General features: G+C 34.3%; 26 protein-coding genes and 1 pseudogene. 16 read left to right on the top strand and 11 right to left on the bottom strand.

The window, feature by feature from the left end; translation table 11 throughout:
• The first annotated feature begins 52 nt into the window (after positions 1-52).
• Positions 53-307 (top strand): hypothetical protein, encoded by a 255-nt coding sequence (locus DES48_RS09290; protein ID WP_113868689.1) that lies wholly within the window; start codon positions 53-55, stop codon positions 305-307.
• Between the two features lie 39 nt (positions 308-346).
• Here DES48_RS09290 and DES48_RS09285 read toward each other — a convergent pair whose 3' ends face one another.
• Together DES48_RS09285 and DES48_RS09280 are read right to left on the bottom strand one after the other, a co-directional pair.
• Positions 347-1450: an ABC transporter ATP-binding protein gene (locus DES48_RS09285; protein ID WP_079709092.1), complete on the bottom strand. Its 1104-nt coding sequence runs from the start codon at positions 1448-1450 to the stop codon at positions 347-349.
• A 124-nt stretch (positions 1451-1574) separates the two neighbouring features.
• Complete coding sequence (locus DES48_RS09280; RefSeq protein ID WP_113868687.1) at positions 1575-2471, bottom strand: PucR family transcriptional regulator; 897 nt, start codon at positions 2469-2471, stop codon at positions 1575-1577.
• Positions 2472-2702: 231 nt separating this feature from the next.
• Between DES48_RS09280 and DES48_RS09275 the strand changes: the two genes are divergently transcribed.
• The 6 genes from DES48_RS09275 (at position 2703) to DES48_RS09250 (ending at position 10424) form a co-directional block, all read left to right on the top strand.
• The gene (locus DES48_RS09275) at positions 2703-3056 is read left to right on the top strand and encodes a YlbF/YmcA family competence regulator (protein WP_079709094.1); all 354 of its coding nucleotides are present in this window, start codon (positions 2703-2705) and stop codon (positions 3054-3056) included.
• Positions 3057-3199: 143 nt separating this feature from the next.
• On the top strand, positions 3200-4099 hold the full coding sequence (locus DES48_RS09270) for an ABC transporter ATP-binding protein (RefSeq protein WP_113868685.1): 900 nt from the start codon (positions 3200-3202) through the stop codon (positions 4097-4099).
• The gene (locus tag DES48_RS09265; protein WP_113868683.1) at positions 4092-5348 is read left to right on the top strand and encodes an ABC transporter permease; all 1257 of its coding nucleotides are present in this window, start codon (positions 4092-4094) and stop codon (positions 5346-5348) included. The genes DES48_RS09270 and DES48_RS09265 overlap by 8 nt, the downstream gene beginning before the upstream one ends.
• A 126-nt stretch (positions 5349-5474) precedes the next feature.
• Positions 5475-6710 (top strand): metallophosphoesterase family protein, encoded by a 1236-nt coding sequence (locus DES48_RS09260; RefSeq protein WP_113868680.1) that lies wholly within the window; start codon positions 5475-5477, stop codon positions 6708-6710.
• Complete coding sequence (locus DES48_RS09255; RefSeq protein ID WP_113868678.1) at positions 6707-9682, top strand: ATP-binding protein; 2976 nt, start codon at positions 6707-6709, stop codon at positions 9680-9682. The genes DES48_RS09260 and DES48_RS09255 overlap by 4 nt, the downstream gene beginning before the upstream one ends.
• Positions 9683-9878: 196 nt before the next feature.
• Positions 9879-10424 carry a GbsR/MarR family transcriptional regulator gene (locus DES48_RS09250; RefSeq protein ID WP_113868676.1) on the top strand — a complete coding sequence of 182 codons (546 nt, stop codon included), beginning with the start codon at positions 9879-9881 and terminating at the stop codon, positions 10422-10424.
• A 66-nt stretch (positions 10425-10490) separates the two neighbouring features.
• Here the strand turns inward: DES48_RS09250 and DES48_RS09245 are convergent, their stop codons facing one another.
• Both DES48_RS09245 and DES48_RS09240 read right to left on the bottom strand, forming a co-directional pair.
• Positions 10491-11714: an HD domain-containing protein gene (locus DES48_RS09245; protein WP_113868675.1), complete on the bottom strand. Its 1224-nt coding sequence runs from the start codon at positions 11712-11714 to the stop codon at positions 10491-10493.
• Between the two features lie 118 nt (positions 11715-11832).
• Positions 11833-12786, bottom strand: coding sequence for a peptidylprolyl isomerase (locus tag DES48_RS09240; RefSeq protein ID WP_113868673.1), 954 nt, complete (start codon positions 12784-12786; stop codon positions 11833-11835).
• A 200-nt stretch (positions 12787-12986) separates the two neighbouring features.
• Here DES48_RS09240 and DES48_RS09235 point away from each other — a divergent pair, with 200 nt between their 5' ends.
• Positions 12987-13070 carry a YjcZ family sporulation protein gene (locus tag DES48_RS09235; protein WP_079709102.1) on the top strand — a complete coding sequence of 28 codons (84 nt, stop codon included), beginning with the start codon at positions 12987-12989 and terminating at the stop codon, positions 13068-13070.
• Between the two features lie 37 nt (positions 13071-13107).
• Here DES48_RS09235 and DES48_RS16185 read toward each other — a convergent pair whose 3' ends face one another.
• Both DES48_RS16185 and DES48_RS09225 read right to left on the bottom strand, forming a co-directional pair.
• A complete protein-coding gene (locus DES48_RS16185; RefSeq protein WP_079709103.1) occupies positions 13108-13302 on the bottom strand; it encodes a hypothetical protein in 195 nt (64 codons plus the stop codon).
• A gap of 194 nt (positions 13303-13496) precedes the next feature.
• The gene (locus DES48_RS09225; protein ID WP_113868669.1) at positions 13497-14039 is read right to left on the bottom strand and encodes a DUF3267 domain-containing protein; all 543 of its coding nucleotides are present in this window, start codon (positions 14037-14039) and stop codon (positions 13497-13499) included.
• Positions 14040-14976: 937 nt separating this feature from the next.
• Here DES48_RS09225 and DES48_RS09220 point away from each other — a divergent pair.
• The 4 genes and pseudogenes from DES48_RS09220 to DES48_RS16400 form a co-directional block, all read left to right on the top strand.
• Positions 14977-16173 (top strand): quaternary amine ABC transporter ATP-binding protein, encoded by a 1197-nt coding sequence (locus tag DES48_RS09220; protein WP_079709105.1) that lies wholly within the window; start codon positions 14977-14979, stop codon positions 16171-16173.
• Positions 16166-17005, top strand: a complete 840-nt coding sequence (locus DES48_RS09215; protein ID WP_079709106.1) for an ABC transporter permease — start codon at positions 16166-16168, stop codon at positions 17003-17005. The genes DES48_RS09220 and DES48_RS09215 overlap by 8 nt, the downstream gene beginning before the upstream one ends.
• 73 nt (positions 17006-17078) lie before the next feature.
• A complete protein-coding gene (locus tag DES48_RS09210) occupies positions 17079-18005 on the top strand; it encodes a glycine betaine ABC transporter substrate-binding protein (RefSeq protein ID WP_113868667.1) in 927 nt (308 codons plus the stop codon).
• A gap of 143 nt (positions 18006-18148) precedes the next feature.
• Positions 18149-18283, top strand: a pseudogene (locus tag DES48_RS16400) (transposase); the annotation flags it as partial.
• Between the two features lie 472 nt (positions 18284-18755).
• On the opposite strand, the gene DES48_RS09200 reads toward DES48_RS16400, so the two are convergent.
• From DES48_RS09200 to DES48_RS09190, 3 genes are all read right to left on the bottom strand, one after another.
• On the bottom strand, positions 18756-19118 hold the full coding sequence (locus tag DES48_RS09200; RefSeq protein WP_079709108.1) for a YtxH domain-containing protein: 363 nt from the start codon (positions 19116-19118) through the stop codon (positions 18756-18758).
• A gap of 170 nt (positions 19119-19288) precedes the next feature.
• Positions 19289-19804 carry a tryptophan transporter gene (locus DES48_RS09195; RefSeq protein ID WP_113868665.1) on the bottom strand — a complete coding sequence of 172 codons (516 nt, stop codon included), beginning with the start codon at positions 19802-19804 and terminating at the stop codon, positions 19289-19291.
• A 228-nt stretch (positions 19805-20032) separates the two neighbouring features.
• The gene (locus tag DES48_RS09190) at positions 20033-20461 is read right to left on the bottom strand and encodes an HIT family protein (protein WP_113868663.1); all 429 of its coding nucleotides are present in this window, start codon (positions 20459-20461) and stop codon (positions 20033-20035) included.
• Positions 20462-20902: 441 nt separating this feature from the next.
• Between DES48_RS09190 and DES48_RS09185 the strand changes: the two genes are divergently transcribed.
• Together DES48_RS09185 and DES48_RS09180 are read left to right on the top strand one after the other, a co-directional pair.
• Complete coding sequence (locus DES48_RS09185; RefSeq protein WP_113868662.1) at positions 20903-21649, top strand: ABC transporter ATP-binding protein; 747 nt, start codon at positions 20903-20905, stop codon at positions 21647-21649.
• Positions 21642-22850 carry an ABC transporter permease gene (locus DES48_RS09180; protein WP_113868660.1) on the top strand — a complete coding sequence of 403 codons (1209 nt, stop codon included), beginning with the start codon at positions 21642-21644 and terminating at the stop codon, positions 22848-22850. The genes DES48_RS09185 and DES48_RS09180 overlap by 8 nt, the downstream gene beginning before the upstream one ends.
• 76 nt (positions 22851-22926) lie before the next feature.
• Here the strand turns inward: DES48_RS09180 and DES48_RS09175 are convergent, their stop codons facing one another.
• Both DES48_RS09175 and DES48_RS09170 read right to left on the bottom strand, forming a co-directional pair.
• Positions 22927-24090, bottom strand: coding sequence for an amidohydrolase (locus tag DES48_RS09175; RefSeq protein WP_113868658.1), 1164 nt, complete (start codon positions 24088-24090; stop codon positions 22927-22929).
• A 119-nt stretch (positions 24091-24209) separates the two neighbouring features.
• Positions 24210-24671, bottom strand: coding sequence for a ferritin-like domain-containing protein (locus DES48_RS09170; protein ID WP_079709114.1), 462 nt, complete (start codon positions 24669-24671; stop codon positions 24210-24212).
• Between the two features lie 163 nt (positions 24672-24834).
• Here DES48_RS09170 and DES48_RS09165 point away from each other — a divergent pair, with 163 nt between their 5' ends.
• Together DES48_RS09165 and liaF are read left to right on the top strand one after the other, a co-directional pair.
• Positions 24835-25464 (top strand): phosphatase PAP2 family protein, encoded by a 630-nt coding sequence (locus tag DES48_RS09165; RefSeq protein WP_113868656.1) that lies wholly within the window; start codon positions 24835-24837, stop codon positions 25462-25464.
• A gap of 193 nt (positions 25465-25657) precedes the next feature.
• On the top strand, positions 25658-26425 hold the full coding sequence (liaF, locus tag DES48_RS09160; protein ID WP_079709116.1) for a cell wall-active antibiotics response protein LiaF: 768 nt from the start codon (positions 25658-25660) through the stop codon (positions 26423-26425).
• The last annotated feature ends 11 nt before the right edge of the window (positions 26426-26436 follow it).

Genomic DNA, 26436 nt, shown 5'->3' with positions numbered 1-26436 from the left:
TTTTTTAGATGAGGTTTGTCTACAGTATGATTAATAAATGAGGTAGCGGAGTATGTACATTTGTTTAGCGTGTAACGGCATAGAAGAAAAAGAGAAAAGTTGTGTGAATTGTGGTTCAGCTATGGTAGATATGGGCAAAATTGCTGATCAATTTGATGATTATACGCCGTATATGGATGACGAGCACATCAAGCAGGTAGATGGGGACCCACATTCTCTAGAGCAACATAGCTGTTTACATCTTTATCAATGCCCTAATTGTGAAAATGAACAGCAAATAGCATTGCAGGAAGTTTTTATCACATAATCAAAAGTAGCGGAAGCATCCGCTACTTTTGATATAATACTATTTAATTCGCAATTCACTATCATTATCGAAAAAGTGTGCCTTATGCATGTTTAGTGCTAATTTTACTTGTTCTCCACCTTGAATGTCGGAACGTGAATCAACTCTAGCGATAAAGTCTTGATCAGCTAGTTTGGAATATAAGTAAGATTCTGATCCCATTAACTCAGCTACATCAATTGTAGCCGTAATGGTAGATCCCGGGTTAGCATCGATGAAAACAGGTTCATCATGCATATCTTCTGGACGAACACCAAGAACTAGTTCTTTTCCAATGTAACCTTGTTCACGAAGAATTTTCATTTTTCCTTCAGGTACATCAAGTTTGACCTCATCATTTATTGCAAATTTTCCTTCTTCTAATACGCCACTAAAGAAGTTCATAGAAGGTGAACCAATAAAGCCGCCAACAAACACATTGTTTGGTTTATCATATACTTCTTTTGGTGCACCAACTTGTTGGATAACACCATCTTTCATTACAACAAGACGTGATGCCATTGTCATCGCTTCTGTTTGATCATGTGTAACATAGATTGTTGTTGTTTGTAAACGTTTGTGTAATTTTTGGATTTCTGCACGCATTTGTACACGTAGTTTTGCATCCAAGTTAGATAAAGGTTCATCCATCAAGAAAACTTTTGCATCACGCACAATCGCACGACCTAATGCTACACGTTGACGTTGCCCACCTGATAATGCTTTTGGTTTACGATCCAAGTATGCATCTAATCCAAGAATTTTAGCTGCGTTTTGTACACGTTTGTCAATCTCGTCTTTTTTGAATTTACGAAGCTTTAGACCGAACGCCATATTATCATATACATTCATATGTGGATATAATGCATAGTTTTGGAATACCATTGCAATATCACGATCTTTAGGAGCAACATCATTCATTAATGTATCATCAATATAGAATTCTCCATCTGTAATGTCCTCTAAACCAGCAATCATACGTAGCGTAGTAGATTTACCACAACCAGATGGACCAACAAACACAATAAATTCTTTATCCGCTATGTCAAGATTAAAATCATTTACTGCTTTTAATGTACCTTTTTCATATACTTTATCAATATGTTTTAATGCTAACTGTGCCATTAGATACCCTCCTAAGTTTTTGAAAGCGTTTCATTTTATATACTTAGTGTACGTCAAGCTATCATATAGGTAAATGGTAAGTATGCACAAAAAATGGAACTTGTTTTGTGCACGCTTACATAAGTTAATCAATTTTTTGTTTGAGTAACAAGATTAAATACACTGATACCGCATTGGTAAATTGTTTTACATCGATCGTTGTTTTTTCAATGAATTTTTCAATTCGATATTGTAAACTGTTGCGGTGCATATACATTTTTTTAGCAGTTAGACTTACATTGGAATTACATTCTAAAAAAGTTTGAATCGTTTCAAGAAGTGTTTCATCTTCTCGTGTTTCTTGTAAAACAGTATCTACCATTAGCTTATAGTCGTTTTCTGTGAGTGAAGGCTTGAATAGCAACGGAATAATTTCTGTATAATCAACAACAGACTTTTTATTTGTATGTTTACTTAATTCATACGCTTTTTTTAACCAATGGTAGTATGCATTCGCTTTGGATATCTCGTTAAAAAAAGGGCTAATAAACAGTTGAAGGTCTAAATAAAAATCACTACTAAACACATCAATAATATTAGCATAGTCAATTTCTTCATCTACCGGGGGCTTCTCTTCTTCAATAATAACTCCGTCTAAAGGTGTTTCCCACAAGATAGGCACATGTTTGGGAAACAAGGCATGAATTGCCTCTTGAAAATCAGCTACATCAACTGGGGGATCAGATAGCGAAAAGAAAATAAAACGATAGGTAGTTGATTGCTGTTTTCGTTGAAAGATTTGATTATGAAATAAATAAGATGACCAATATTTTTCTGCTTCTGAAGTTGGTTGTTGAACACCATTATATGGAGTAAGAAAAGTCAATAATAGGGCTTTATCTTTGTCAGTTATCTCTGTTTTATTAATGCCAATCACTTCATCAGCAGGTGTGGTAAACCAGAGGTAAGCTTGTTTATCTATCGTGTTCGTATAAGCTCCATGTATAAGAGAAGGAAAAATTGCTTTCAATTGTTTTAACATAGTTCATCCTCTTTCTTATTTTTGGTTGCGTTTACAAAGAAATAAATTGAAAAATATTTCTCTCTCATCATATTATAACAAACCATGAACTAGAAAAAATATTTAATTTTGTCTTTTGATAAAGTTGTTAGAATTGGGTGAAATCAAGGAATTATTCTCTCACGGTTGGATAATTAAAATAGGTTTGATATAGTGTAAAGGTAAGCAATAATTCTAGGAGGATTTTTTTAAATGGCAAATATCTATGATAGCGCATATGAATTAGAAAAAGCAATTCGTAACAGTGATGAATTTCAAGCACTGAAGGAAGCATATGAAACCGTAATGGCGGATGAAATTGCAAAGAAAATGTTCGATGATTTCCGCAATACGCAAATTGAATTGCAAGAAAAACAAATGCAAGGACAAGAAATCACCGAAGAGGAGATAGAGCAAGCACGTAAAGTTGTGGAAACTGTTCAACAACATGAGCAAATCTCTAAACTAATGGAAGAAGAACAACGCTTAAACGTGTTAATTAACGATGTAAGTAAAATTATTACCAAGCCATTAGAAGATTTATATGGTGTACAAGAACAAGAATAAGTAATCGAAGCGATCTCGTTATGGTTCACATAGCGAGATTTTTTAAAATCTTAAATGATGGTAAATAATAACTCAATTTTACGAAACGTTTTAACTTCCTTTTCGTATAATTAATAAAGAGAAAACGAAGGAGTGAGGAAAAGATGTCATTAAAGTTAGAAGATGTCACCAAAAAATATGGTACATTTACTGCTGTAGATCACCTGTCATTAGAAATACCTGAAAAACAAATATTTGGCTTTTTAGGAGCAAATGGTGCAGGTAAAACAACAACATTCCGTATGATTTTAGGACTAATTGATCCAACTGATGGTCAAGTTACATGGAATGGGGAAACTATTGACTATAGTAAAAGTAATCAAATTGGTTATCTGCCAGAAGAAAGAGGATTGTACCTAAAATTAAAAGTAAGTGAGCAAATTATTTATTTAGCGCGATTACGTGGTATGAAGAAAAATGACATTATACCAGCATTAAAAAAATGGCTGGAACGATTTAAAGTACCAGAATATCTCGACAAGAAAGTTGAAGAATTATCTAAAGGAAACCAACAGAAGATTCAATTCATTTCTGCCGTCATACATAATCCGAAACTACTTATTTTAGATGAACCATTCACAGGCTTGGATCCAGTTAACGTAGAGATGTTAAAAGAAGCAGTGGTTGATCTAGCTAATTCAGGCACATCGATTGTATTTTCTTCCCATCAAATGGCTCATGTGGAAGAATTGTGTGAACATCTTTGCATTATGCAACATGGGAAACCAGTTGTACACGGCGCATTAAAAGAAATTAAACGATCGTTTGGAAAGAAAAATTTGTTTGTGCATGCCGACTTTGATCTTGATTTCTTGAAAGATATTCCTGGTGTAGTAGCAATAAAGAAATATACTGAGGGCTGTAAGCTTCAAATTGAAAGTGAAGCTATCTCGCAAAAGGTATTACAAGCCTTGCATGATAAAGGATTTATTCGTCGATTTGAACTAGAAGAGCCTTCATTAAATGATATTTTCATTGAGAAAGCAGGTGAATCGTATGAATAAATTTTGGATTGTATTAGGTCACAGTTATTGGACTCGCTTTAAATCCAAATCATTTATTATTACTACAGCAATTTTTCTCTTATTCGTTATTGGTATGGCAAATATTCAATCAATAGTTGAGTTATTTGATCAAGAGGATGAAACAGATGTTGTCGCTGTGATTGATAATACAGATACCGTATTTGATTCATTGGAAGAAAGTGTCAAACAATTGGACAATAATGTGACGCTAGAAGCTTATGATGGTTCTTTATCTGAAGTAGAAGAACTAGTAAGGTCAGGAGAATATGTAGGAGTGCTAGAGATAGCATACAATCAAGAAAACTTACCAGTTGGTTCCTACCACACCGACCAATTAGCGAACACTTCAATTTCTACAATGCTTGAAAATCAATTACAGCAAATTAAAGTTGCAATGGCAACCAATCAAGCTGGCGTTGAGCAGTCGGTGATCCAGTCCATTTATGCTCCTGTTTCGTTTGATACGGTAGCTATTGAAAAAGAGGATGGAACAACTGCAAAAACAGAAGAAGAATTAAATAGTGCACGTGGACTAGTCTACATCATGCTGTTTCTTCTATATATTACGGTTATTGTCTATGGAAATATGATTGCTGTTGACATTGCAAATGAAAAATCATCTCGTGTTATGGAAATTTTAATTTCTAGTTCTCCCCCGGTAAGTCAAATGTTTGCCAAAATCATTGGAATTGCTTTACTGGGTTTAACGCAGATAGGGCTAACCTTTATTGTAGGTTTTTCACTAATGCAACAGAAACAAGACAATGAAATATTAACAGCGTTAGGTTTTGCCGATACACCAATTTCTACTTTTGTCTATGCTATCATCTTCTTTTTGTTAGGCTATTTGCTATATGCTACACTGATGGCCATGCTAGGTTCATTAGTTAGTCGCATGGAAGATGTGCAGCAAATGATGACACCAATAATGTTTTTAATTATCATCGCATTTATGATTTCTATCTTTGGATTGAACAATCCAGACAATAGCTTTATTGCGATCACATCCTATATCCCATTCTTTACACCAATGGTAATGTTCTTAAGGGTGGGGATGCTAGACATTCCGTTTTGGCAACCAATTTTAAGTATCTTAATTATGGTGGTTACTATAACCATTCTCGCCATTATTGGTGCTCGAGTTTATCGTGGGGGCGTGTTAATGTATGGTCGCGCTTCTTCAATCAAAGATTTTAAGAAAGCATTGCAGTTATCAAAAAAAGAATAACTTTTTTATGAGCCTTGCTACTAGCAGGGCTCTTCGTATGTTGTTTAATAAAATTAATCGAACGTGCATTCGTTTTTGTTGTCTGATACAATAATAGCAATCCATAGTTTAGAGAGGAAACGATTTATGACAACTAAACTCCGTTTTATACATTGTGCGGATTTACATATTGATAGTCCATTTAAAGGATTAGAACATTTACCAGATTCATTAGTGAAAGAAGTAAAACAAAGTACTTATCGAGCATTAGATCAATTAGTAAAGACAGCAATTGATAAACAAGTTGAATTTATTCTAATGGTGGGAGATGTGTTTGATCAAAGTATTCAAAGTGTGTATGCACAAATGAAGTTTTTAGATGCCTGTAGACGACTGAATGACCACCAGATTAAAGTCTATATTTCATTCGGTAATCATGATTATATTCAACGTGGGTGGACGAATCTGGATTTTCCAACTAATGTGCATCTTTTTACCGATGAAAATGTAACAACATTTATCTATCACAAAGACGATCAACCACTTGCAACCATCTATGGTTTTAGCTATCGAAATCAAGCTGTATTTGAAAATAAGACAAGTCAATTTGTTAAACAAACATCAACACCCTATCATATTGGGATGTTGCATGGTAGTGTGGAACAAAATACCGATCATGATACATATGCGCCCTTTAAACTGAACGAACTGGCTGATAAAGGGTTTGACTACTGGGCGTTAGGTCATATTCATCAACGCCGAGAATGCCGTCAGTCCCCACCAATTGTATATTCAGGTAATATACAAGGGCGATCAAAAAAAGAAACTGGAGAAAAAGGTTGCTATTATGTAGAATTAGATCGTAAGGAAGTAGCCATGACATTTATTCCTTTGCAAGCGATACGATTTGAGCGGGTTACGTTAAATGTTCGTTCAGTAACTGCACTATCAGCAGTTGAGCAACTTCTTCATGAAACAGTGAAACAATTGTCTTTCTATGGTAAAACTTTTGTTTGGATTGCGTTAGAACAATATACAAACGAAGTAAAGCACTTTTATTATGAAGAAATGTTAGTGGATTTGGTAGATTTTATAAATGAAGCCATGATGAAAACCACTAATTGGGTCTGGATTCAACAGGTAGAACTCATTGGGCAAGGCCAATTAGATAAAGCCGATTATCGGCAAGGCGAACATTTTTTAGCACAATTGTTACAACTTTCTCCAGGCATCGATGAATTGGATGCTGCACTTGCTCCATTATGGAAACATCAAGAGGCGCGAAAATTATTAGATCAATTAACAGATGAAGAAAAAATGGAACTTAACGAAGAAGCGGAAAACATTTTATTATATCAATTAACAAGGAAGCATAGCGAATGAAGATAAAACAAATCAATATATTCGGTTTTGGAAAATGGGAAAATAAACAATTTGATTTATCAAGTCAATCGCTAGTGATTGTATCTGGTAACAACGAAGCAGGTAAATCGACGTTAAAACAATTTTTATTGTTTATGTTATTTGGAATGTCACCAAAAGAACGTCGCTTATTTTTGCCTAAAAAGGGTGGTAAACTAGGTGGCCGCTTAACGGTGGAAACAGATGATGGTAGCACGTTTACCATCGAACGCTTGCATGATCGAAACAAAGGAGAAGCAAGTTGTTACACTAGTGATGGTAATGTACAAGGGGAAGATTGGTTAACAAAACAATTAGCAGGAGTGAATAGGGAAACATTCTTGGATATATTCGCTTTTGATACAACGATGCTGCAAAAATTACATCAAATCAAACAACAAGATATTGGTGAAATTTTATTAGGGGTAGGAATGGCTGGAACAGACCAACTGTATTGGACAGAAAAATGGTTAGATCAACAGTTAAATCAATATTTTAAACCCCAAGGTAAAAAGCCAAAAATCAATCAATTACTAGAATCGTTGTCTCATCAAGCAGAAGAAGTCACAAAAAGAGAAGCCGAAACGAGAGACTATTTAGAAAAACAGCAAGCAAAGCAAAGATTACAACAAGAAATAACAGAACACCAAAACAAGCAATCGTTACTTAACCAACAACTACAAAATTTGAAACAAAAAATACATTACCTTGATACCATTGCAGCTTTTCAACAAGTAAATCAAGAATTAGCAACATTTCCTGATGAGATAAGTTTTCCTGAACAAGGATTAACACGATATGATCAATTGCAACAATCACTTTACCCATTGCACAGCGAAGCGACCGTGTTTGAGCGTAAATTAGAAAAAGAAAAACAACAAAACAAACAGTTGTCGGAAAATATTTTAAGCGATGGGGTAGTGGAAGAAATAGAAGCGACCTTGGAAGGTTTTAATGGATGGAAAGATATAACCAATCAGCTGCAATACAAACAGAAAGATAAAAATGAGTTAGAACAACAGTTAATCTATGACATCAATCAACTAAATCTAGATTTAAACTTGTCAGATATCCAATCCCTGTCTTTACCTTTTGCGACAGAAGACACCTGGATTCAGTTAAAAGAAGAAAACCAAGCAATCAACCAATCTTTAATCAATATAGACAAAGAAGGTCAATTAATTAAAGAGCAAGCTCGTTATTTGCAACAAGAACAAGATGACCTGGAGCGCAGGGCATTAAAGACGGAGAGAGTAGACCAATTAAAACACGACGTTGAGAATGAAGAAAAAATTATACAATATCAAACACAGACTTATTTGAATAGCCAACAACAAGAAGAGTGGTATCAATTTAAAAAGAAGAAGCAAATTCAAACAAAATGGCTCACTATACTGGGATTAAGTTTAGCATTCGTAGCAATGGTAATTGGTTTATTACTAGACCGACAATTAACTTGGTTCATTGTTGGACTGGGGATGACAGCTGCAGCTTTAATTGTTTTTTTGATTAGTCGTTCATCAATAAAATCGATGGAACCAATTTTTATGCGATCTTATGATCTTAACCAAGGTAAAAACAAAAGAACAGTAACGGATGAGACGTTAGGAGAATGGAAACAAGTAATTGAGGAACAGGTAAGGATTAAGCGAAAACAAGAAGCTTTGGCTAATCAATTAAGAGATTTGAATTTACAACAATTGAAACAAGAGGAAACGAAACAATTTCATTTACAACGTCAAGAACGATTGAATCAAAAAGTACAAGTACAGTTGATTCAATTCCCTTTTTTGCACGATGTTTCATTAGAACATTGGCCAAAGTTGTACCATTATTTAATACAAGCAATTGATCAGACCAAAAAGTATACGAAACTGTTAAATGTGGTAGAAGAACTCGGGCAAATGCAAAATGATTATGCAGCAAGAATTCGACAATCATATACAACGATTTTTACAGAGGATAAAACCGTTCCATCCATTGAAGCAATCCAAATCAAATTGAAAGGCACGTTAGATCAACATAAACTGTTTTTCCAACAATTAGAGCAATCAAAAGATACGATAAAACAGCTGGAAGAACAGCTTGCTGAAGTATATGCAAAAATGATTCCCTACCAAAATCAAATTCGACTATTATGGGAAAAAGCAAATGTTTCCGATGAAGAAGCATTTCTAGCAAAAGGAGAACTAAAACAAGCATACGAATTGCTTTATAATCAAATGAAATCCTATCGGAAAACATTAGAAGCTGTCCTGACAGGTGAAGATATGTCTAATATAATTAAAGGAGAGCCTATCACAAAATCTGAGTTGCAAGCAACGTTAGAAAATATGGAACATGCATTGTTAACAGCAAATGATAAAATAAAAACCAAACAACAACAACTAGCTGACATCAACGTAACCATGGAAAACTTAGAAAACTCACATGCTTTAATGGATGAAAAACATCGTTTTCATCAGATGAAAAGTGAATTGCGGCATCAAGCGAAGCAGTGGACGATGTATCAATTAGCTAGAGTCAAGATGAAGCAAACGAAGCAACTATACTTTCAAAATTATTTACCAACAGTCTTAGCTCATACATCTTCCTATTTCAAACGTTTAACTAATGGGCATTATCACCTTGTTTTGATCAATGAAGAAAATGGTGCATTATTAGTAGAGGATCCACAAGGTTTGCGTTATACCATTGCTGAATTATCTCAAGGAACAAAGGATCAGTTGTATGTTTCCCTTCGAATTGGCTTAAGTATTTTGATCCAACGAAACCATACTATGCCTTTTTTTGTCGATGATGCTTTTGTACATTTTGATAAAAATCGGATCGAAGCAATGGTTACCATCATTGGAGAACTGTCTGAAACACACCAAATTATTTGGTTTACAAAAGAAAAAATAGGGAGTATGCCGTCTTTAAGGAAAAAAAATTTGCATTTACTCGAAATTTGACTAAATATCTATTCGCAATCTATATATAATAATGGTAAAATATTTGGAGACAATTTGTAATGCATCTATTTTTGCTGGTATAAGGTAGTGAAGTTTGCATTTCATTAGATACGGGTAAGTGAGATAGGGATTTCCTAATTAATGTATAAGATCCTACCTTTCTCAAAAATAGGTCTGTATCCGGGAGGTTTTTAAGATGGCAGAAGATAGAAGTCAAGCAGAGTGGGTCTCATATGAAGAAACGGTAGATAAATTTATTCAAGTAATAGCAAAAAATATGAATCTTTATGGTATTACACCTTCCGTTGGTCGTTTATATGGAACATTATATTTTAATGATGGACCTATGACACTAGATGATATGAGAGATGCACTAGAGATGAGTAAAACAAGTATGTCTACTGGTGTTCGCTCATTATCGGAAATGAAAATGGTAGAGCCAGCTTTTAAGAAAGGTATACGAAAAGATCTATATAAATCAGAGGAAGACTGGTACAAATCATTCACTTCTTTATTTGGTAATCGTTGGAGACACCACACTGAAACCAACATTGAAGAAGCAGAAGAAGCCATTCATGAACTAAAAGTAATTCGAGATAATTCTACTGATGAAGAATTAATCAAAAAAATCACGAATGATATTGATCGATTGCGTTATGCACAAAATTATTATCGCTGGTTGATGCGGTTTATACAAGTGGTTGAATCTGGTGAAATTTTCAAGTATGTTCCAAAACACTGATAATAAAAAGTATCTGTTATATTCTAAATCCCCTCTAAAGCTTTAGAGGGGATTTTTTAGCATAATTTACTTTGTTGTTTCGGTATTTTCATATCTACTATCTAAATAATCAACAATATGAATAAGATAGCCTTCTAATGATTGTGGTTTGCGAACAGCAGATCCCCATTCAGGTAAGCCATGGTGACAAAGAATACAATGACTTATTGCATGGATGGAGGTAACAGAAAGTTGTACCTTAGATAATTCCATCATCTTATTAAATAACATGACACCATACGGAATGTGTCCAATTAATACACCAAGTGGATCCATTGCGATTCCAGCCTGTTTGTTATTCTGTAAATTTGTCATATCTGCAGTGGGATACAACAATTCAAAGGCTTTGGCTGATCTACTGGTGTAATCGTATTCGCAGAGCTTCCCGATGTCATGAAATAATATACTGGTAAGTAACACATCATAATTAGGCGTTTGTTCTTGATAATCTTTTGTCCCTTCAATCATGTGATACAAATGATCGACTGTGTCTCTCCAAATAAGTTTAGCATTTGGAGCTTGATAGGATTGCCATAACTCATTTTTATATGCCTTTTCCACGATACTTACTAATTTTATTAATGCTTGAATAGGATGGTCTTCAAACTTCAGTATGTAACGAGCAAACCGCATTAAACCAACAGTGTGTTTTAAGAGTCCACCTAAATAATTATGATGAAAACCTTTAGCAGCTGGGGCTGTAGAAAAATCTTGCCAAAGTTCATTCATCGCTTGTAGACAGATGGTTTGATAGGGTTCTTCTAATTCATAAAGATAGGAAAACAATTCCGTTGTCAATTGATCAAGATCTTGATTCGTGTAAGGTAACAGTTTAAAAGGGTTAATATCTTCTTTCACGGGTTCTAATCGATTAACTGTGATCGATTTATTGCCTTTAAATTCATCAACCATGCCTTGCACTTGGAATATCGAATATTGCTCAATAAGTGATTTATTAGCTGCAATTTCTCCATTGTTATCCCACATTTTTGCCTGTATGATGCCCGCATTGTTGCTGAATGACATCTTTAAAAACTGTTTATTTGTTTTAGTTAATCTTGTTTCACTTTCATTCAGTAATAATAATTCATTAATGAAGTCGCCTTTTTCTTTTTCTTGTATAGAAAAAAAATGCTCTCCTGTTGGTAATGTAGGAGAAGGAAATTGTGTCAATATCTTTTGTTTATCGCTTTCTGTTAGTTGATAAGAGACAGGTATAAATTGATAAAAATAGTGCCCTTGCGCTGGCATAAGTTAACCTCCAATTACAATAGCGAACATATCACATTAATTTATTGTAACGTAAAATAAGTGTATTGAATAGAAAAAAACTACAACGAAATGTGTTCGCTGTAGTTTTTATTAATAATTATTCTTCTGAAGAGCTATCTTCAGAAGATGAATTATCTTCAGAGGATTCTTCATTACTTGAAGAGTTGTCTTCTGATGCCGGTTGAGAAGTAGCCTTTTGTTCAAACAGATCTTCCATGCCTTCTACTTTCACATCAACATTTGCATCTTCTACTAATTGATTCATTTTTTCTTGAGCAGCAGCATTGTCTACTTTAGTTAAAGCAATTTCTTGTTTAATTTGATCACGAATATCTTCTAAAGGTTTTACATCTTCTTCTGTTTCCCGTTTATCCGTTACTTTAATGATATGCCAACCATTTTGAGTTTGTACAGGATCGCTGATTTCACCAACTTCTAAGTTATAAGCAGCTTCTTCAAATTCAGGTACCATGTCACCTGCACCAAAGTATCCAAGGTCACCACCATTAGATGCAGAACCGGTATCGGTTGAATTTTCTTCTGCAAGTTTAGCAAAGTCTGCGCCATCATCTAATTGTGACTTAATATCTTTTGCTGTTTCTTCATCAGCAACAAGGATATGACTAGCTTTTACTTCTTTTTGCATATGATCATAACGTGTCTGAATTTCTTCATCACTAACTTTAACATCTTCTGTAATTGCTTTTTGTTGCAATAACTGCGTTCTTAAATCATCACGGAAATCATCTTCATCTACATATCCACTCTGCTGTAGAATAGATTCCCATTTATCGCCGTATTGGTCTTTGTACGTTTGTAATTGCTTGTCCACTTCTTCATCAGTAACTTCATATTTATCGTTTAGGATTGTTTTCGTAACTAATTGTTGTAAAACACTCTCACCACTAGTTGATTTTAATTCTTGATAGAATTCGTCCTTTGTTACATTACCAGAATCCGTTTCTACAACCGTTTCTGGGTCTTGAGATGAACAAGCAGATAATGCAATTACACCTGCTGCGATGGTTGCTGCCATAGCTAATTTTTTCATTTTATTACACTCCTACTCTTAAACAATTGTATTCCTAGCGCTATTAAGCGCTCTTGAGATAATATAACACATTTTGATTATAAATTAATAGTCAAATCCCAAATTACTCACTTTTTACATATTTTTCAGGCGAATATCCTATTACTTCATGAATGAGGTTTGCATAGCATATTAGTAGAGACTAAAAGGGGGTGCTTGAATTGGGATATAGCTCCGGAGGCGGATTTGCGCTAATTGTAGTTTTGTTTATCTTACTAATTATCGTTGGTGCTGCATGGGTATAAGGAATAAAAAACGTATAGGATGCAATTGAATTGTACCCTATACGTTCGTTGTATAAAAAATTTGTATGTATGAAGAAATTAATAAAATGGTAATCAAAACGTTGATTGTTCGAAACACAGAACTTTGTTTTTCCTGGGACATCTCTGTCTGGGTACAAAGACGATAGGTTAGTGAATTAATCATGAACAATATAAAAAATGCAAAGGCAACGAAAAAGAAAACGAATACCATAATTATGCCCTCCTTTTACCTTAGTAATACTTTATCAGAAATTTACTATTTTGAATAGTAGAATTGATCAATTAAATCTTAGCACCCTATGTACATAAATAAATTACGAAAAAAATATAAAGCAAAAACGAGCTATATAATGATAGGGACTACCTCTCATATAGTTCGTTTTTGCTTTTTGTTAATTTTTTCTTTTATTTACTAATTAGGATATCGTAACCGACACCGTCATTTTCTATTACACATTTTCTAGGAGCTTTCATGAGCCGTCCAATATAAATAAAATCAGTGTATGAAATCCCCAGATTCAAAGAAGCTATAATAAGAAAGTAAACAAAATAGTTCGGAAAAAAATAACTTACGATTAAACTTGGAACTGTAATAAATAACGTTGGTGCTAATAAATGAATAATCAATAATTGCTTTGACATTTTAGTTGTAGATAAAAAATTTATAATAGGAAATTTCCACTTGTTTATACGAAATTTTATTTTAAATGCACGATTTGTTAAGAACAAAGGAATCACGTGCGTTAATTTGTGCAAATAAGGTAACAATACCAAACCTATAATTAATGGGAAAATACCATAATCTTTCATACTGCTGGTTTGATGTATAACTGAAAAAGGTAAATACAAAAAAATAAATGATAAAAATCCGATTAAAAAAGAAAAAATAAAGATCCGATTCATGCCTACTTCTCTGTGAACATTCACAGTTTTCCAGCAGTTCATCATCGATCACTCCCCTGATTCAACATATTAATGGGAAATATCCTTAAATGAATATAGTATGATTCAAAGGAAAAATCAATAGATTTTCTTAAAAAATATATAAAAAAACATATATAGTTCAAATATAGTTCAAAGCCTATATATCCAAGGATGGAAAAACATTATTATACTTAGGGATACATATAGGGATACATATATAAAAATGTTTGTTCAACAGCAGGAGGAAGCCCCATAAATTTTGTTACTTATTATTTTGTTCCTTTAGTTAACTACTTCTATGAAAACCTGCCTAACCGTCTGATTATTTCACTTGTTCCAGTAGGTTTGCCTTAAATTTCGGTACATTTTGTCGTTAGCTCTGTATATATCTTTACGCAATTCTTGTATGCAAACACGCTAGACAAGTTTAAACATCATTAATGCATCGATTCCAGTCTATCCGTTTTCTTAAAACATTACCCATGTCATTCAGTATCATCGGAATATCACTGATATATATGATGATGAAAAAGCATGGTTCGACAAGAGATACTTCAAACTATTCAAATTTTTTTAATGCATTTGCTATTTTTGTTGCAAAGCTTTTTTAAAAATCGGAAAAAATTTCTTCTACTCCTAATAAATAAAGTTCTATTTATGGGTTACACTATGTTTGAGATGAAATAAAATGCGAGTGATTGACGAAAATTAAAGAAAATCAAAGATAATTAAAGTATTTTACATTAAAATATATCCAGTTTAAACTGTATATAAAATATGTACAAAATCAATGGTTTTTATCGTTTGAAAAATACAAAGTTAAGCGTTATAGTATTAAAGTAGCACATTATGAGCAAAAAATTATTAGCTTATATATTACAGCACTGGTTTAGAATTTGATAAAACAGGGAACTGTTAGTTGTTGAATTCTCATAAAGAAAGTAAGAGAGAGGTGAAGAGCATGCCGATCATCAAAGTAGAGGGCTTATCAAAAGTATTTGGTAAAAATGTGAAAGACTCATTAAAGCTCTTGGATCAAGGTATGAAAAAAGAAGAGATATTAAAACAAACTGGTGATACGGTAGGGGTCAATCGTGCTTCGTTTGAAGTTGAACAAGGAGAAGTATTCGTAATAATGGGTCTATCCGGAAGTGGTAAATCCACACTAGTACGTTTGATTAATCGATTGATTGAACCTACAGAAGGTAGCGTTTTTGTTGATGGTGAAAATTTAGCAACCATGAATAAAGAAGACCTTCGTCGTGTTCGTCGTGAAAAACTAAGTATGGTATTTCAACGATTTGCACTATTTCCATTCCGAACAATTCTAGAGAATGCTGAATTTGGATTAGAAATACAAGGAATGGACAAAGAAAAACGAAGTGCAAAAGCAAAAGAATCACTTGAACTAGTTGGACTAGGTAACTACATAAACCAATTACCTGGACAATTGTCTGGTGGTATGCAACAACGTGTAGGTTTAGCTCGTGCGTTAGCAAATGATCCAGAAGTATTACTAATGGATGAAGCTTTCTCAGCGTTAGACCCACTAATTCGTAAAGATATGCAAGATGAATTGTTAGATTTACAACAAAAAATGCAGAAAACGATTATCTTTATCACGCACGATTTAGATGAAGCGCTCCGTATTGGTGACCGTATTGCTTTAATGAAAGATGGTTCTATTGTTCAAATCGGTACGCCGGAAGAAATATTAGTAAGTCCTGCAAATGATTATGTGGAACGTTTCGTTGAAGATGTTGATCGTTCGAAAGTATTAACAGCAGAACATATTATGAAGCGTCCAGAGACAGTTAATATTGAGAAACATGGTCCGCGTGTTGCGCTAGAACGCATGCGCGAAGAAGGAATTTCTAGTATTTATGTTATTGATAATAACCGTAACTTAAAAGGTTATGTGACTGCGGACGATGCGTCAGCAGCCCGCAAAAAAGAAATTCGGGATCTTAACGAGATCTTAAAAACAGACACACCAACTGTTGATCGCGATAAACCAATGCACGATATTTTTGAAATTATTCATAACACACCAGTTCCAGTGGCAGTAGTTGAAGATGGTAAATTATTAGGGATTATTGTCCGCGGTGCCGTTATTGCAGCATTAGTTGGAGAAGGCGAGGTTAACGAAAATGCTTGATTTTATACCACAAATACCTATAGCAGATTGGATTAGTAGACTAACTGATTGGATAACAGATGTTTTTGCATTTTTATTTAATCCAATCAAAAATCAATTTGGTGACTTTATGGAATGGTTTGCTGAGACTTTAGCTCTAATTCCACCAATTATTGTTATTATTATCGTAGCCGTAGTCGCATTTTTCATTACAGGTAAAAAATTTGGACTGGCCGTTTTCTCTATTGTAGGATTATGGTTGATTTATAACCAAGGTGCATGGGAAGAATTAATGAGCACTTTTGCATTAGTACTTATTGCTAGTTTATTATCCGTTATTATTGGTGTGCCTATCGGTATTTTAATGTCGAAAAGTAAAATAGCTGAAACAATTATTACTCCAATATTAGACTTTATGCAGACAATGCCTGCATTTGTTTACTTAATCCCAGCGGTAGCGTTCTTCAGTATTGGGATGGTACCAGGGATTTTTGCATCATTAATATTTGCTACTCCACCAACTGTTCGTTTTACAAATTTAGGTATTCGACAAGTGTCTGAAGAATTGGTGGAAGCATCAGAAGCATTCGGTAGTACTGGATCTCAGAAATTATTTAAGGTTGAATTGCCAATGGCCAAAAGTACAATTATGGCAGGGATTAACCAAACCGTTATGTTATCTCTTTCCATGGTTGTTATCGCATCTATGATTGGTGCACCTGGACTTGGACGTGACGTATTATCTTCACTTCAACGTGCACAAGTTGGTACTGGTTTCGTTGCAGGTATGGGTATTGTTATCTTGGCAATTATTATTGACCGCTTTACACAGAATCTGAATAAATCTAATTAAATAAGTTGGTAACTTTTCAAAATGAAAAGTTAATCATAAATTTAAATTTTTTAAGAAGGGGAGATTTTTTAGTATGTTTAAGTTAACATGGAAACATTTAGGAATAGTATTTGTACTGATGTTATCACTTGTACTAGCTGCATGTGGCAACGGGGATTCAACGGATGATAGTTCATCTGATGACAATAATTCTGAAGAAGCATCTGGAGCAGATTTAGGTAATAAAGAAATTGAGTTAGTATATGTTGAATGGGATACAGAGGTTGCTTCTACAAATGTTATTGCTCAAGTACTAAAAGAACAGGGTTATGATGTCACTGTAACTCCATTAGATAATGCTGTTATGTGGGAATCTGTAGCTAGTGGTGATGCTGATGGAATGGTAGCTGCTTGGTTACCAACCACACACGGTGATTTATACGAAGAGTATCAAGACCAGTTAGTCGAATTAGGTGTGAACCTTAAAGGTGCTAAAACTGGCCTAGTGGTACCTGAATATATGGATGTTAATTCTATCGGTGATTTAGCAGATGTATCTGATGAACTTGACAGTGCTATTACTGGTATTGAACCAGGTTCAGGTGTAGTGCAATCATCAGAACAAGCTATCGAAGATTATAGTTTAGATGGATGGGCTGTTGAAACTTCTTCTAGTGGTGCAATGGCAACTGCATTAGGAGAGGCAATAGACAATGAAGAACCAATCGTTGTAACTGGTTGGTCTCCACACTGGATGTTCAGTAAATATGATCTTAAGTATTTAGAAGATCCAGAAGGTTCTTTTGGTGAAGAAGAAACTATTGAAACAATGGTTCGTCAAGGACTTGAAGAAGATAGCCCTGCTGCATACCAAATCTTAGATAACTTCAATTGGGAATCTGCAGATATTGAATCAGTTATGCTTGATATTCAAAATGGAACTGCACCAGAAGAAGCAGCTCAAACATGGATTGAAGATAACCAAGACAAAGTAGATGAGTGGACAAACTTAGAACAATAAAATTTAATTTTATGTTTGAAAAGGCTATCTTTAGGTGAAATCTAAAGATAGCCTTTTAAAATTTCGGCTCTATACTAAATGTGGTGGTATCCCTTGATTTCTCAAAGCTTCCCTCGAAGAAAAAAATACATGCAACCCCTCTCTTTAATAATGGATATATTGAGGGTGTGAACAATACAATAAAAGTGACGAAATGCATATCTTATGGTATTAAGCGTTTTGAGCGATTGAAAAAGAAGATACTGGGGCGTCAAGAGATAAGAAGCGTCTTATTATAAAAGTACCTTAGCAGAAGAAATATGCGAGACTCCTACGGGAACAGCAAATGTTTTCGATGGGATGAGTAATCGCAGTCCCACGCGTCCGAAGATCCACTTGGTTAAGTGATTAGAAGTTAGACGAAAACCGTCACGTCCTGTGACAACGTCTAACTGACCCACGTCCTGTGTGCCCGAGGCCGTGCCCGAGGAAAGCGAGTATATTTCCCCTGCGGTTCAGGTACAAGTAGGATTAATAATGTAAGTGTAATAAAAGAGATGATGGAGTGAAAATTGCACCACCACATTTGACAGAGAATCAAAATTTCTAAAACTTTTATGAACAATATAAAAAAAATCTTGTGAATTCAGGCCTGAACTTTGAAGGAGTAAGACTTGAATTAGTAGTACCAAGTTATATGGATATAAATTCAATTGAAGATTTAAATGCAACAAGATAAACAAAAAATTGCCCTTTGAAGGGCAATTTTTTTTATGTTCTTGAACTTGTTTGTTCTTCCAATTCTTTTAGTCTATCCTCAATTTGAGCAAGATAGCTTTGTATATTTTTTTGATGTGGTTCAATAGTATTTTTCCAGTTTTCAATCGAATGTTTCATATCTGCTGATAATTCCTTGATTAGCTCAGCACCCTCTTTAGAGGTATTTGCAATCTGTTCAGTAAGTAAACGTCCTTCAGCTTTAATTTTATCCAAAGATTGAACAATTTCTTCGCCTCTTGATTTTGCGTCATGTCGCAGTTCTTTTCCCGATTTTGGTGTGCTTAGTAAAGTTACTACTGCACTTACAGCGCCTCCAGCTAACATTCCAAGTAGTAAAGACTTTCCGTTTGCCATAAAAAACACTCCTTTCCCTTATATTATACTATTTTCTCTATTTTTATCAGCATCAAACATAAAATTCATTTATTTTTTGAGCTTTATGCTAAAAAGACTTTGCTTATCTATCCATCAATGATAAGCAAAGTCTCTTTGATTTCCTTGTTGTTGTATGTTCTCACTCTCAATTATGCAGCTGAGATTTGGGAACGATTCATAATTGTTTTTAACAATGGGTGCAAGATTATAGTTAAAATTACATTAATTACAATTGCTGGTAATACCACGCCAATAAATAATCCACCAAAACTTCCGGGTAATAATCCAATTACATATAGCGCCATGGTTAAGAAGACTGTACCACTTACCGCTGTACCAATAGCCACTAGAACAGGTGCAACTAATTTTTGGTTGGTAGATTTCGGTAGCATTAGTAGTAATCCAAAAAAAACAAGTGCTGTGATAGGTTTATCTACTAAATTTGAAATTTGTCCTCCCGGTGCATTTGTGGTTAACGCTGATAGTATCCCGGTTGCAAACGCAAGCACGATCACATACTGGAATTTAGGGAATAACAAAATACCTAAAAACATCATTGTTAACATAATATCGGGTTTCACACCAAATATCGGTGGTGCAATGATATGAAGTACCGCTCCAATACTAATAAATAAGGCCAACAAAACCAATACTTTGGTCTGCATCTAATTCTCTCCTCTGCTCAACTAACTATATTCTTCCATTCGTGCACTGTTTGCCGAATGCGAAGTTATTTAATTATAACAGACATTAATACAAAAAGAAATCCACAAAGAGGCTAGGACAAAAGAGGAACTGAATAAGCAAAATCCGAAGTCTACGTATTTTGCTTACGCTTCGTTCACATTGTTCGCATTCTGGTTTCTCTAATTCTGTTTTGTCTCAGCCTCTGGCTAATTAATTTTTTGATGAATATTGCGAGCTATGGATTGTAAGTCTTCTGAGGTATAGTCATCACCGTGTGTTTCCCATTTTGGTTTAAAGCCGTCTTCTGATCCGTAACGTGGGATCAAATGAATATGTAAATGAAAAACAGATTGACCAGCAATTTCACCAGTATTGCTAAGTACATTTATTCCTTCTGGTTGAAAGGCTTCTTTTATCGCATTAGCTATCTTAGGAACTTTCGCAAATAATTTACTTGCAATGTCTTCAGATGTTTCATAAATATTTTTAACGTGTTGTTTTGGTACGAGTAGTGTATGACCTTTTGTCACTTGGCTAATATCTAAAAAGGCGAATACATCGTCGTCTTCATAGACCTTTGCAGCAGGGATTTCTCCATTGATTATTTTTAAAAAAAGTTCATCTCTTTCAGCCATGTAAATCCTCAACTCCTATCATATTTTACCTTTATACTAACATTTAAAAGTAATGAAGTAAAAAAACAAGTGGGTATGTCGTTGGAAACAGTATCTATAAAGACCTGTTGTTCCTGACAACCCACTTGTCTAAAGGAGAAGGATATTTATTTTGTTTTGGAATCAGGGGAATGATTCTTTAAACACGTATATTGCTAGTAAATACCGATTGTCAACACCTCATGTCTTTTTCGGATATCTTCTTTTTAACAAAGATTTTACAAGCAGTTAATTATCTTTCACAAACACCTCATTTGTTATGAATGTGTGGTAAAAGCTTATATCCAACTCCCTCACTACTAATATCTACAGATTAACAAAATATATACCTAATTTTTTTGGATTTATTAAAATTTAATGGTAAAATCTGAGTAGTAACCGTTAGAGAGTGGAGGAATTAAGTTGAGCGCGTTATTACATATTGATCAATTAGTGGGTGGCTATACAAATAAAAATGTGCTACATGGTATTTCTTTTGATGTTAATCCAAATGAAATCGTTGGATTAATTGGCTTAAATGGAGCAGGGAAAAGTACCACTATCAAGCATATCATTGGATTAATGCAGTCAAAAAAGGGCGCAGTTAAGATTAATCAAAAAACTTTTCAAGAAGCACCTGAGTATTATCGAAAACAGTTTGCGTATATCCCTGAAATGCCTTTACTGTATGATGAATTGACATTATATGAACATTTACATTTAACTGCAATGGCATATCAGTTGGATGAAACGACTTTTGAAGCGAGGTTACAGCCATTATTAAAAGCATTTCGTTTAGAGAAACAACTTAAATGGTTCCCTATTCATTTTTCAAAAGGTATGAAACAAAAGGTAATGATTATGTGTGCGTTTTTAGTTGAACCGGCACTCTATATTGTGGATGAACCATTTGTGGGTTTAGATCCACTAGGTATCCAATCTTTTCTAGAATGGATGGAATTACAGAAAAAACGTGGGGCGGGTATATTAATGTCTACCCATATCTTAGCTACAGCTGAGCGTTATTGTGATCGATTTATCATTTTACATGAAGGAAAGATCAAAGCGAATGGAACATTAAGTGATCTACAGCTAGAGTTTGATATGCCAGATGCGACACTTGATGATATTTATATTCAATTAACGAAAGAAGCAGATAACCATGTTTAATGCGCAACGGTTTTTTATGAATCGATTTCGTGCGTATGTGAAAGAAACAAGCCGATATTTACAATATATGTTAAATGGACATACGGCGATTGCTATCCTGTTTTTACTATCTGCGGGAGCATATTATTATCAGCAATTTCTAAGCACCTTACCAGCCAATTTTCCAACAGTCTGGATTATTGCTTTCTTTTTTAGTTTAGTTGCTACCTATAGTCCGATCCAAACATTTTTAAAAGAAGCGGATTTAGTTTTTTTATTACCTGCTGAACAACAGATGAGTCGGTATTTTTTTAATGCGATTTTTGTTAGTTACTTATTACAGTTGTATTTAGTTATCTTAGTGTTAGCTGTATTTGCTCCGTTGTATGCAGCAAGTTTTGGTGATTATCGTGGATACTGGTTGTATGCAATTGTGTTACTTATTTTAAAAGCATGGAATCTCATGGCGACATGGTGGATGTTGAAAATAAGGGATAAGTATAGCCGAATGTTTGATAACGTTGCACGTTTTATTTTGCAATTTGTATTGTTTTTCTTTTTCATTGAAGGTTCGCCAGTTTTTGCTGGAATAACAACTTTTTTATTGTTTATTTTATTTTTATATGCTTATTATCTAAATATGCGGCAGAAAGCTTTAGCTTGGGATTTATTAATCGAAAAAGACCGTATGCGAATGCGTAGTTTTTATCGCTTAGCAAATATGTTTACTGATGTGCCGCATTTAAAATCACAAGTAAAAAAAAGACATTGGCTTGTGCATTTGCTAACTGCGCGTGTCCCATTTGATCAAAAGAATAGCTATACCTATCTATATCGCATTACACTGGCACGTAGTAGTGATTACTTGGGAATGTATATACGATTGCTTGTTATCGGATTAATTGCTATTTATTATATTCCTCAACAGTGGATAGCTGTTTTGATTGGGATACTATTTCTTTATTTAGCAGGACTTCAGTTAATGACGATATGGCAACATCATCGTATAGTTTTATGGATTGATTTGTATCCATTATCTCATGACGCGCGGAAGCAGGCGGTTATTCGTATGCTACAACAGTTGTTGTTTTTACAGACGATTTTATTTACACTAACAGTAGTGGTTTCGAAGGATATAACAGGTTCGCTTATGATGTTGATTGGTGGTTTGTTATTTAGCTTATTATTTGTGTACGGTTATATAAAAGGGAAATTAAAATAAAAACAGTATAGAAATACTAACAAAGCTACGACCCTTAGATGACTTGCGGTCATCATTCGTCGTAGCTTTCTTTATATTACTGATAGTTTTTTAAGATTTCTATAAATGTCTTTGCAGCAACAAGCATTGCACGCTCATCGATATCAAATTTTGGATGATGGTGTGGTTGGAAGTTTCCTTCTTGTTGTGCACCAACAAAGAAAAAAGCACCTGGTTTTTCTAGTAAGTAATAGGAAAAGTCTTCTCCTGTCATGGTTGGTTCGACCAATGCAGCTTCTGTGACTTCTGACACTTGAGTTGCTGCTTTTATCACAACATTAGCTTCTTTTGCATGGTTAACGACAGGTGGATAACCTTTCTCATAATTAAATGTGTAGGAGGCTCCATAACCAATACATGTCCCTTTAATGATATCTTCCATTTCATCAATGATTTGTTGTTGCAAGGCTTGATCAAACGTTCGAACTGTCCCAGTGACTTCTGCGGTATCGGCAATGATGTTAAATGTATTTCCGGCGTGAAAGGTACCAATACTTAATACAGCGGTGCTCAATGGATCAATTCTTCTACTAACGATCTGTTGTAAGTTAGAAACTAATTGAGATCCAATTACAATAGCATCTTTCGTTTGTTGAGGAATTGCCCCGTGACCACCTTTCCCTTGGATCTCAATTGAGAATCTATCTGCTCCTGCCATAAATTCTTTTTCTGCAGTCTGTACTAGTCCATAAGGGGTATTTGTCCATAGATGTGCACCAAATACTAGATCAACATCATCTAATACGCCACTTTCTACAATTGGTTTTGCACCACCTGGAGCTAATTCTTCCGCGTGCTGATGAACAAAAACAATCGTACCTGCTAAGTCAGCTTGGTGTTCTTTTAATACTTTGGCAACTGTTAACAATGTCGCAGTATGACCATCATGACCACATGCATGCATAACACCATCTACGGTTGATTTGTAAGGTGCTTCTTTTTCGTCTTGGATCGGTAATGCATCAAAATCAGCGCGTAAAGCAATTGTTTTACCTGGTTTGTTCCCTTTGAGTCTAGCAATAACACCATTTCCGCCAACATTTTGTTCATAAGGAATCCCTATTTCTTCGTATGTAGCAGCGATATATTGTACTGTTTTTTCTTCTTGAAATGATAATTCAGGATGTTGATGTAAGTATCTACGTATGGAGACCATATCTCCGTACTTTGCATCAAGCATATCGTTAATAGCTTCCCACATGATTTAACTCCTCCCAATAAAATGTTTATTCCTTTAGTTTAACATAGATATAGAAAACGTGACCGTCTCTAAAAAAGCAGATCGGTCACGTATTAAAAATTAATTTAACTAGTCATTCATTATTTATTAAATGTGGCATCTTTTAAGAGACGCATAGCTTCTTCTCTATGTCCAGTCTCATCATCAATCATATCATCTAGATGGTTAGTCAATTCTGTTAAGCCTAATTTTTCAGCTTGCTCTTTACGTTTTTGATAACGTTCGATGGTATCTTCTTCAGCTTTCAGTGTATCTTCTAGCATATCTTTTGGATCCGTATATTGACTTACCTTTGCTGGTGTTGTTGTAGGAGATCCACCTAATATTTTTATTTTATTTGATAGGTATAAAGCATGGCCCATTTCATCGGAAATCTCATCTTCAAAGAAAGGTTTTAATAATGGGCGATACAAGCCTTCTAATACAGAAGCGTTGTGCGTGTACATAATTGCTGCTGCATATTCATTAGCTAGGTCTACATTTAACCCCTCAATTAATTCTTCTAATTCACTATTTTTCATTTGACGAATATTGTCTGCCATTTGATAACATCCTTTCTTTACTTTATTATCTGTGTTTATTTCTAATAATACAATTCCCGAATTCGTTCTAACTAAACATGTGATAAACTAATTTTATTAGCATAGGTTAAAATTAAAAGTGCTTGGTGGTTCTTATTAGGGAAAATTATTATGGGGGATATAAATGCAGAAACGTTTCATTTTTCATTCAACGGTGGTAGTTAGTTTATTTTTAAGCTGGATAACTTGGCAAGTAATGCATGGAACAGAACCAATAATTGATCAATGGTCGTCTAGGTTTGTTAATCAATGGACAGGTACTACATTTTTTTCTATCTTTCGTTGGATTACAGAACTCGGGTCAGGAAGTTTTATTACTCCTTTCATCTTGATTGTAGCACTTCTTTATTTGTTATGGACGAAGAAGTGGTTTGCTTCTATATGGATAGTAGCAGGGTCCTTCCTCGGATATCGCTTGAATGGTTGGATAAAGCTGATTGCTCAGCGAGAGCGCCCGAGTATTTTAGAGGAAGCCGAAGGAGTAGGTTTTAGTTTTCCTTCTGGTCATGCAATGGGAGCCATGATTACCTATGGTCTACTAATTTATTTTGTAAGTAAAGAAGTCAAACAAGCATCGTTGAAGTTAGTGATACAATTGATCGGTGTCATACTGATCTTAATGATCGGTCTAAGTCGTTACGTCATTAATGTTCATTACTTATCAGATGTGCTGGCTGGTTTTGGATTTGGATATTTATTTATCGTGGGATGGATTATAGTATATAATATCGTTTCAAAAAAATCATTCGGTTGAGATAATACTATTTTTGATGGATATTGTTTAGAAATCTTTACTAAACATCATTAAATTTTTTCTCCGTCTAAGGTCTGATGGAAAACCAAACTGTCGGTTGTATACGATCGACAGTTTTTCTTTTATACTTATAATCAACGTAACACGTCAATATGAATAAAATTTAATTTTAATAGATAAGGATGGCATCGTAATGAAAAATAATTTAGTCCGTAATATCATTGCACTTTTCATCATTTTATTGGGTGTAAGCTTAATTTTGACCAATATTGGTATATTAGACTGGGGGTTTGCAGAAGCTTGGTTTTTTATCTATCCAATATTTTTTGCTTTATTAGGTGGGAAATGGTGTTTTGACGGAATAAGAGGCAAAGGTGGATGGATTTCTGGTTCTTTCTTTTTAATATTTGGAGGTCTATTGTTAGCAGATCGACTAGATTATATTACGTTTACATTTTGGGATGTTTTTAAATTATGGCCATTATTAATTGTTTATATTGGATTTAGTTTTCTCAAACCTAAAAAGAAGAAAAACAAGTTCAAAGTAATTTTTGATTCTGATGATCATAAACAAAGTGAAGCCATGTATAGTGGTAAACAGAAATTTATGATAGGAGATCACAAATTTAACACACCAAATTGGAAAGTAGAGCCAATGGAGATGTGGAATGCGATTGGTGACTATCATATTGATTTCACGAAAGCTTTTATTGCTGATAAGAATATTCCTATCCGTATCCATGGTTTAATTGGAGATATTCAAATTTTAATTCCTGAAAATGTTGAATTTGCAGTAAATGCAGAAGTGAATACCGGAGATATTACCTTATTTGATCAAGACGTAAGTGAAGGATTCAATCGGAGCTTCGCTTATGAAACAGAGAACTATCAAACAGTTACGCGAAAATTAACAATGGATTTAAAATTAAGGATAGGTTCGATACGAATCGATAAAGTATAAAGAAGGAAGTG

It is taken from the genome of Paraliobacillus ryukyuensis (assembly GCF_003315295.1).
Classification (GTDB): domain Bacteria; phylum Bacillota; class Bacilli; order Bacillales; family Amphibacillaceae; genus Paraliobacillus; species Paraliobacillus ryukyuensis.
Note: the sequence above shows the minus strand (reverse complement) of the source record. Positions and strands in the feature narration are given on the sequence as shown.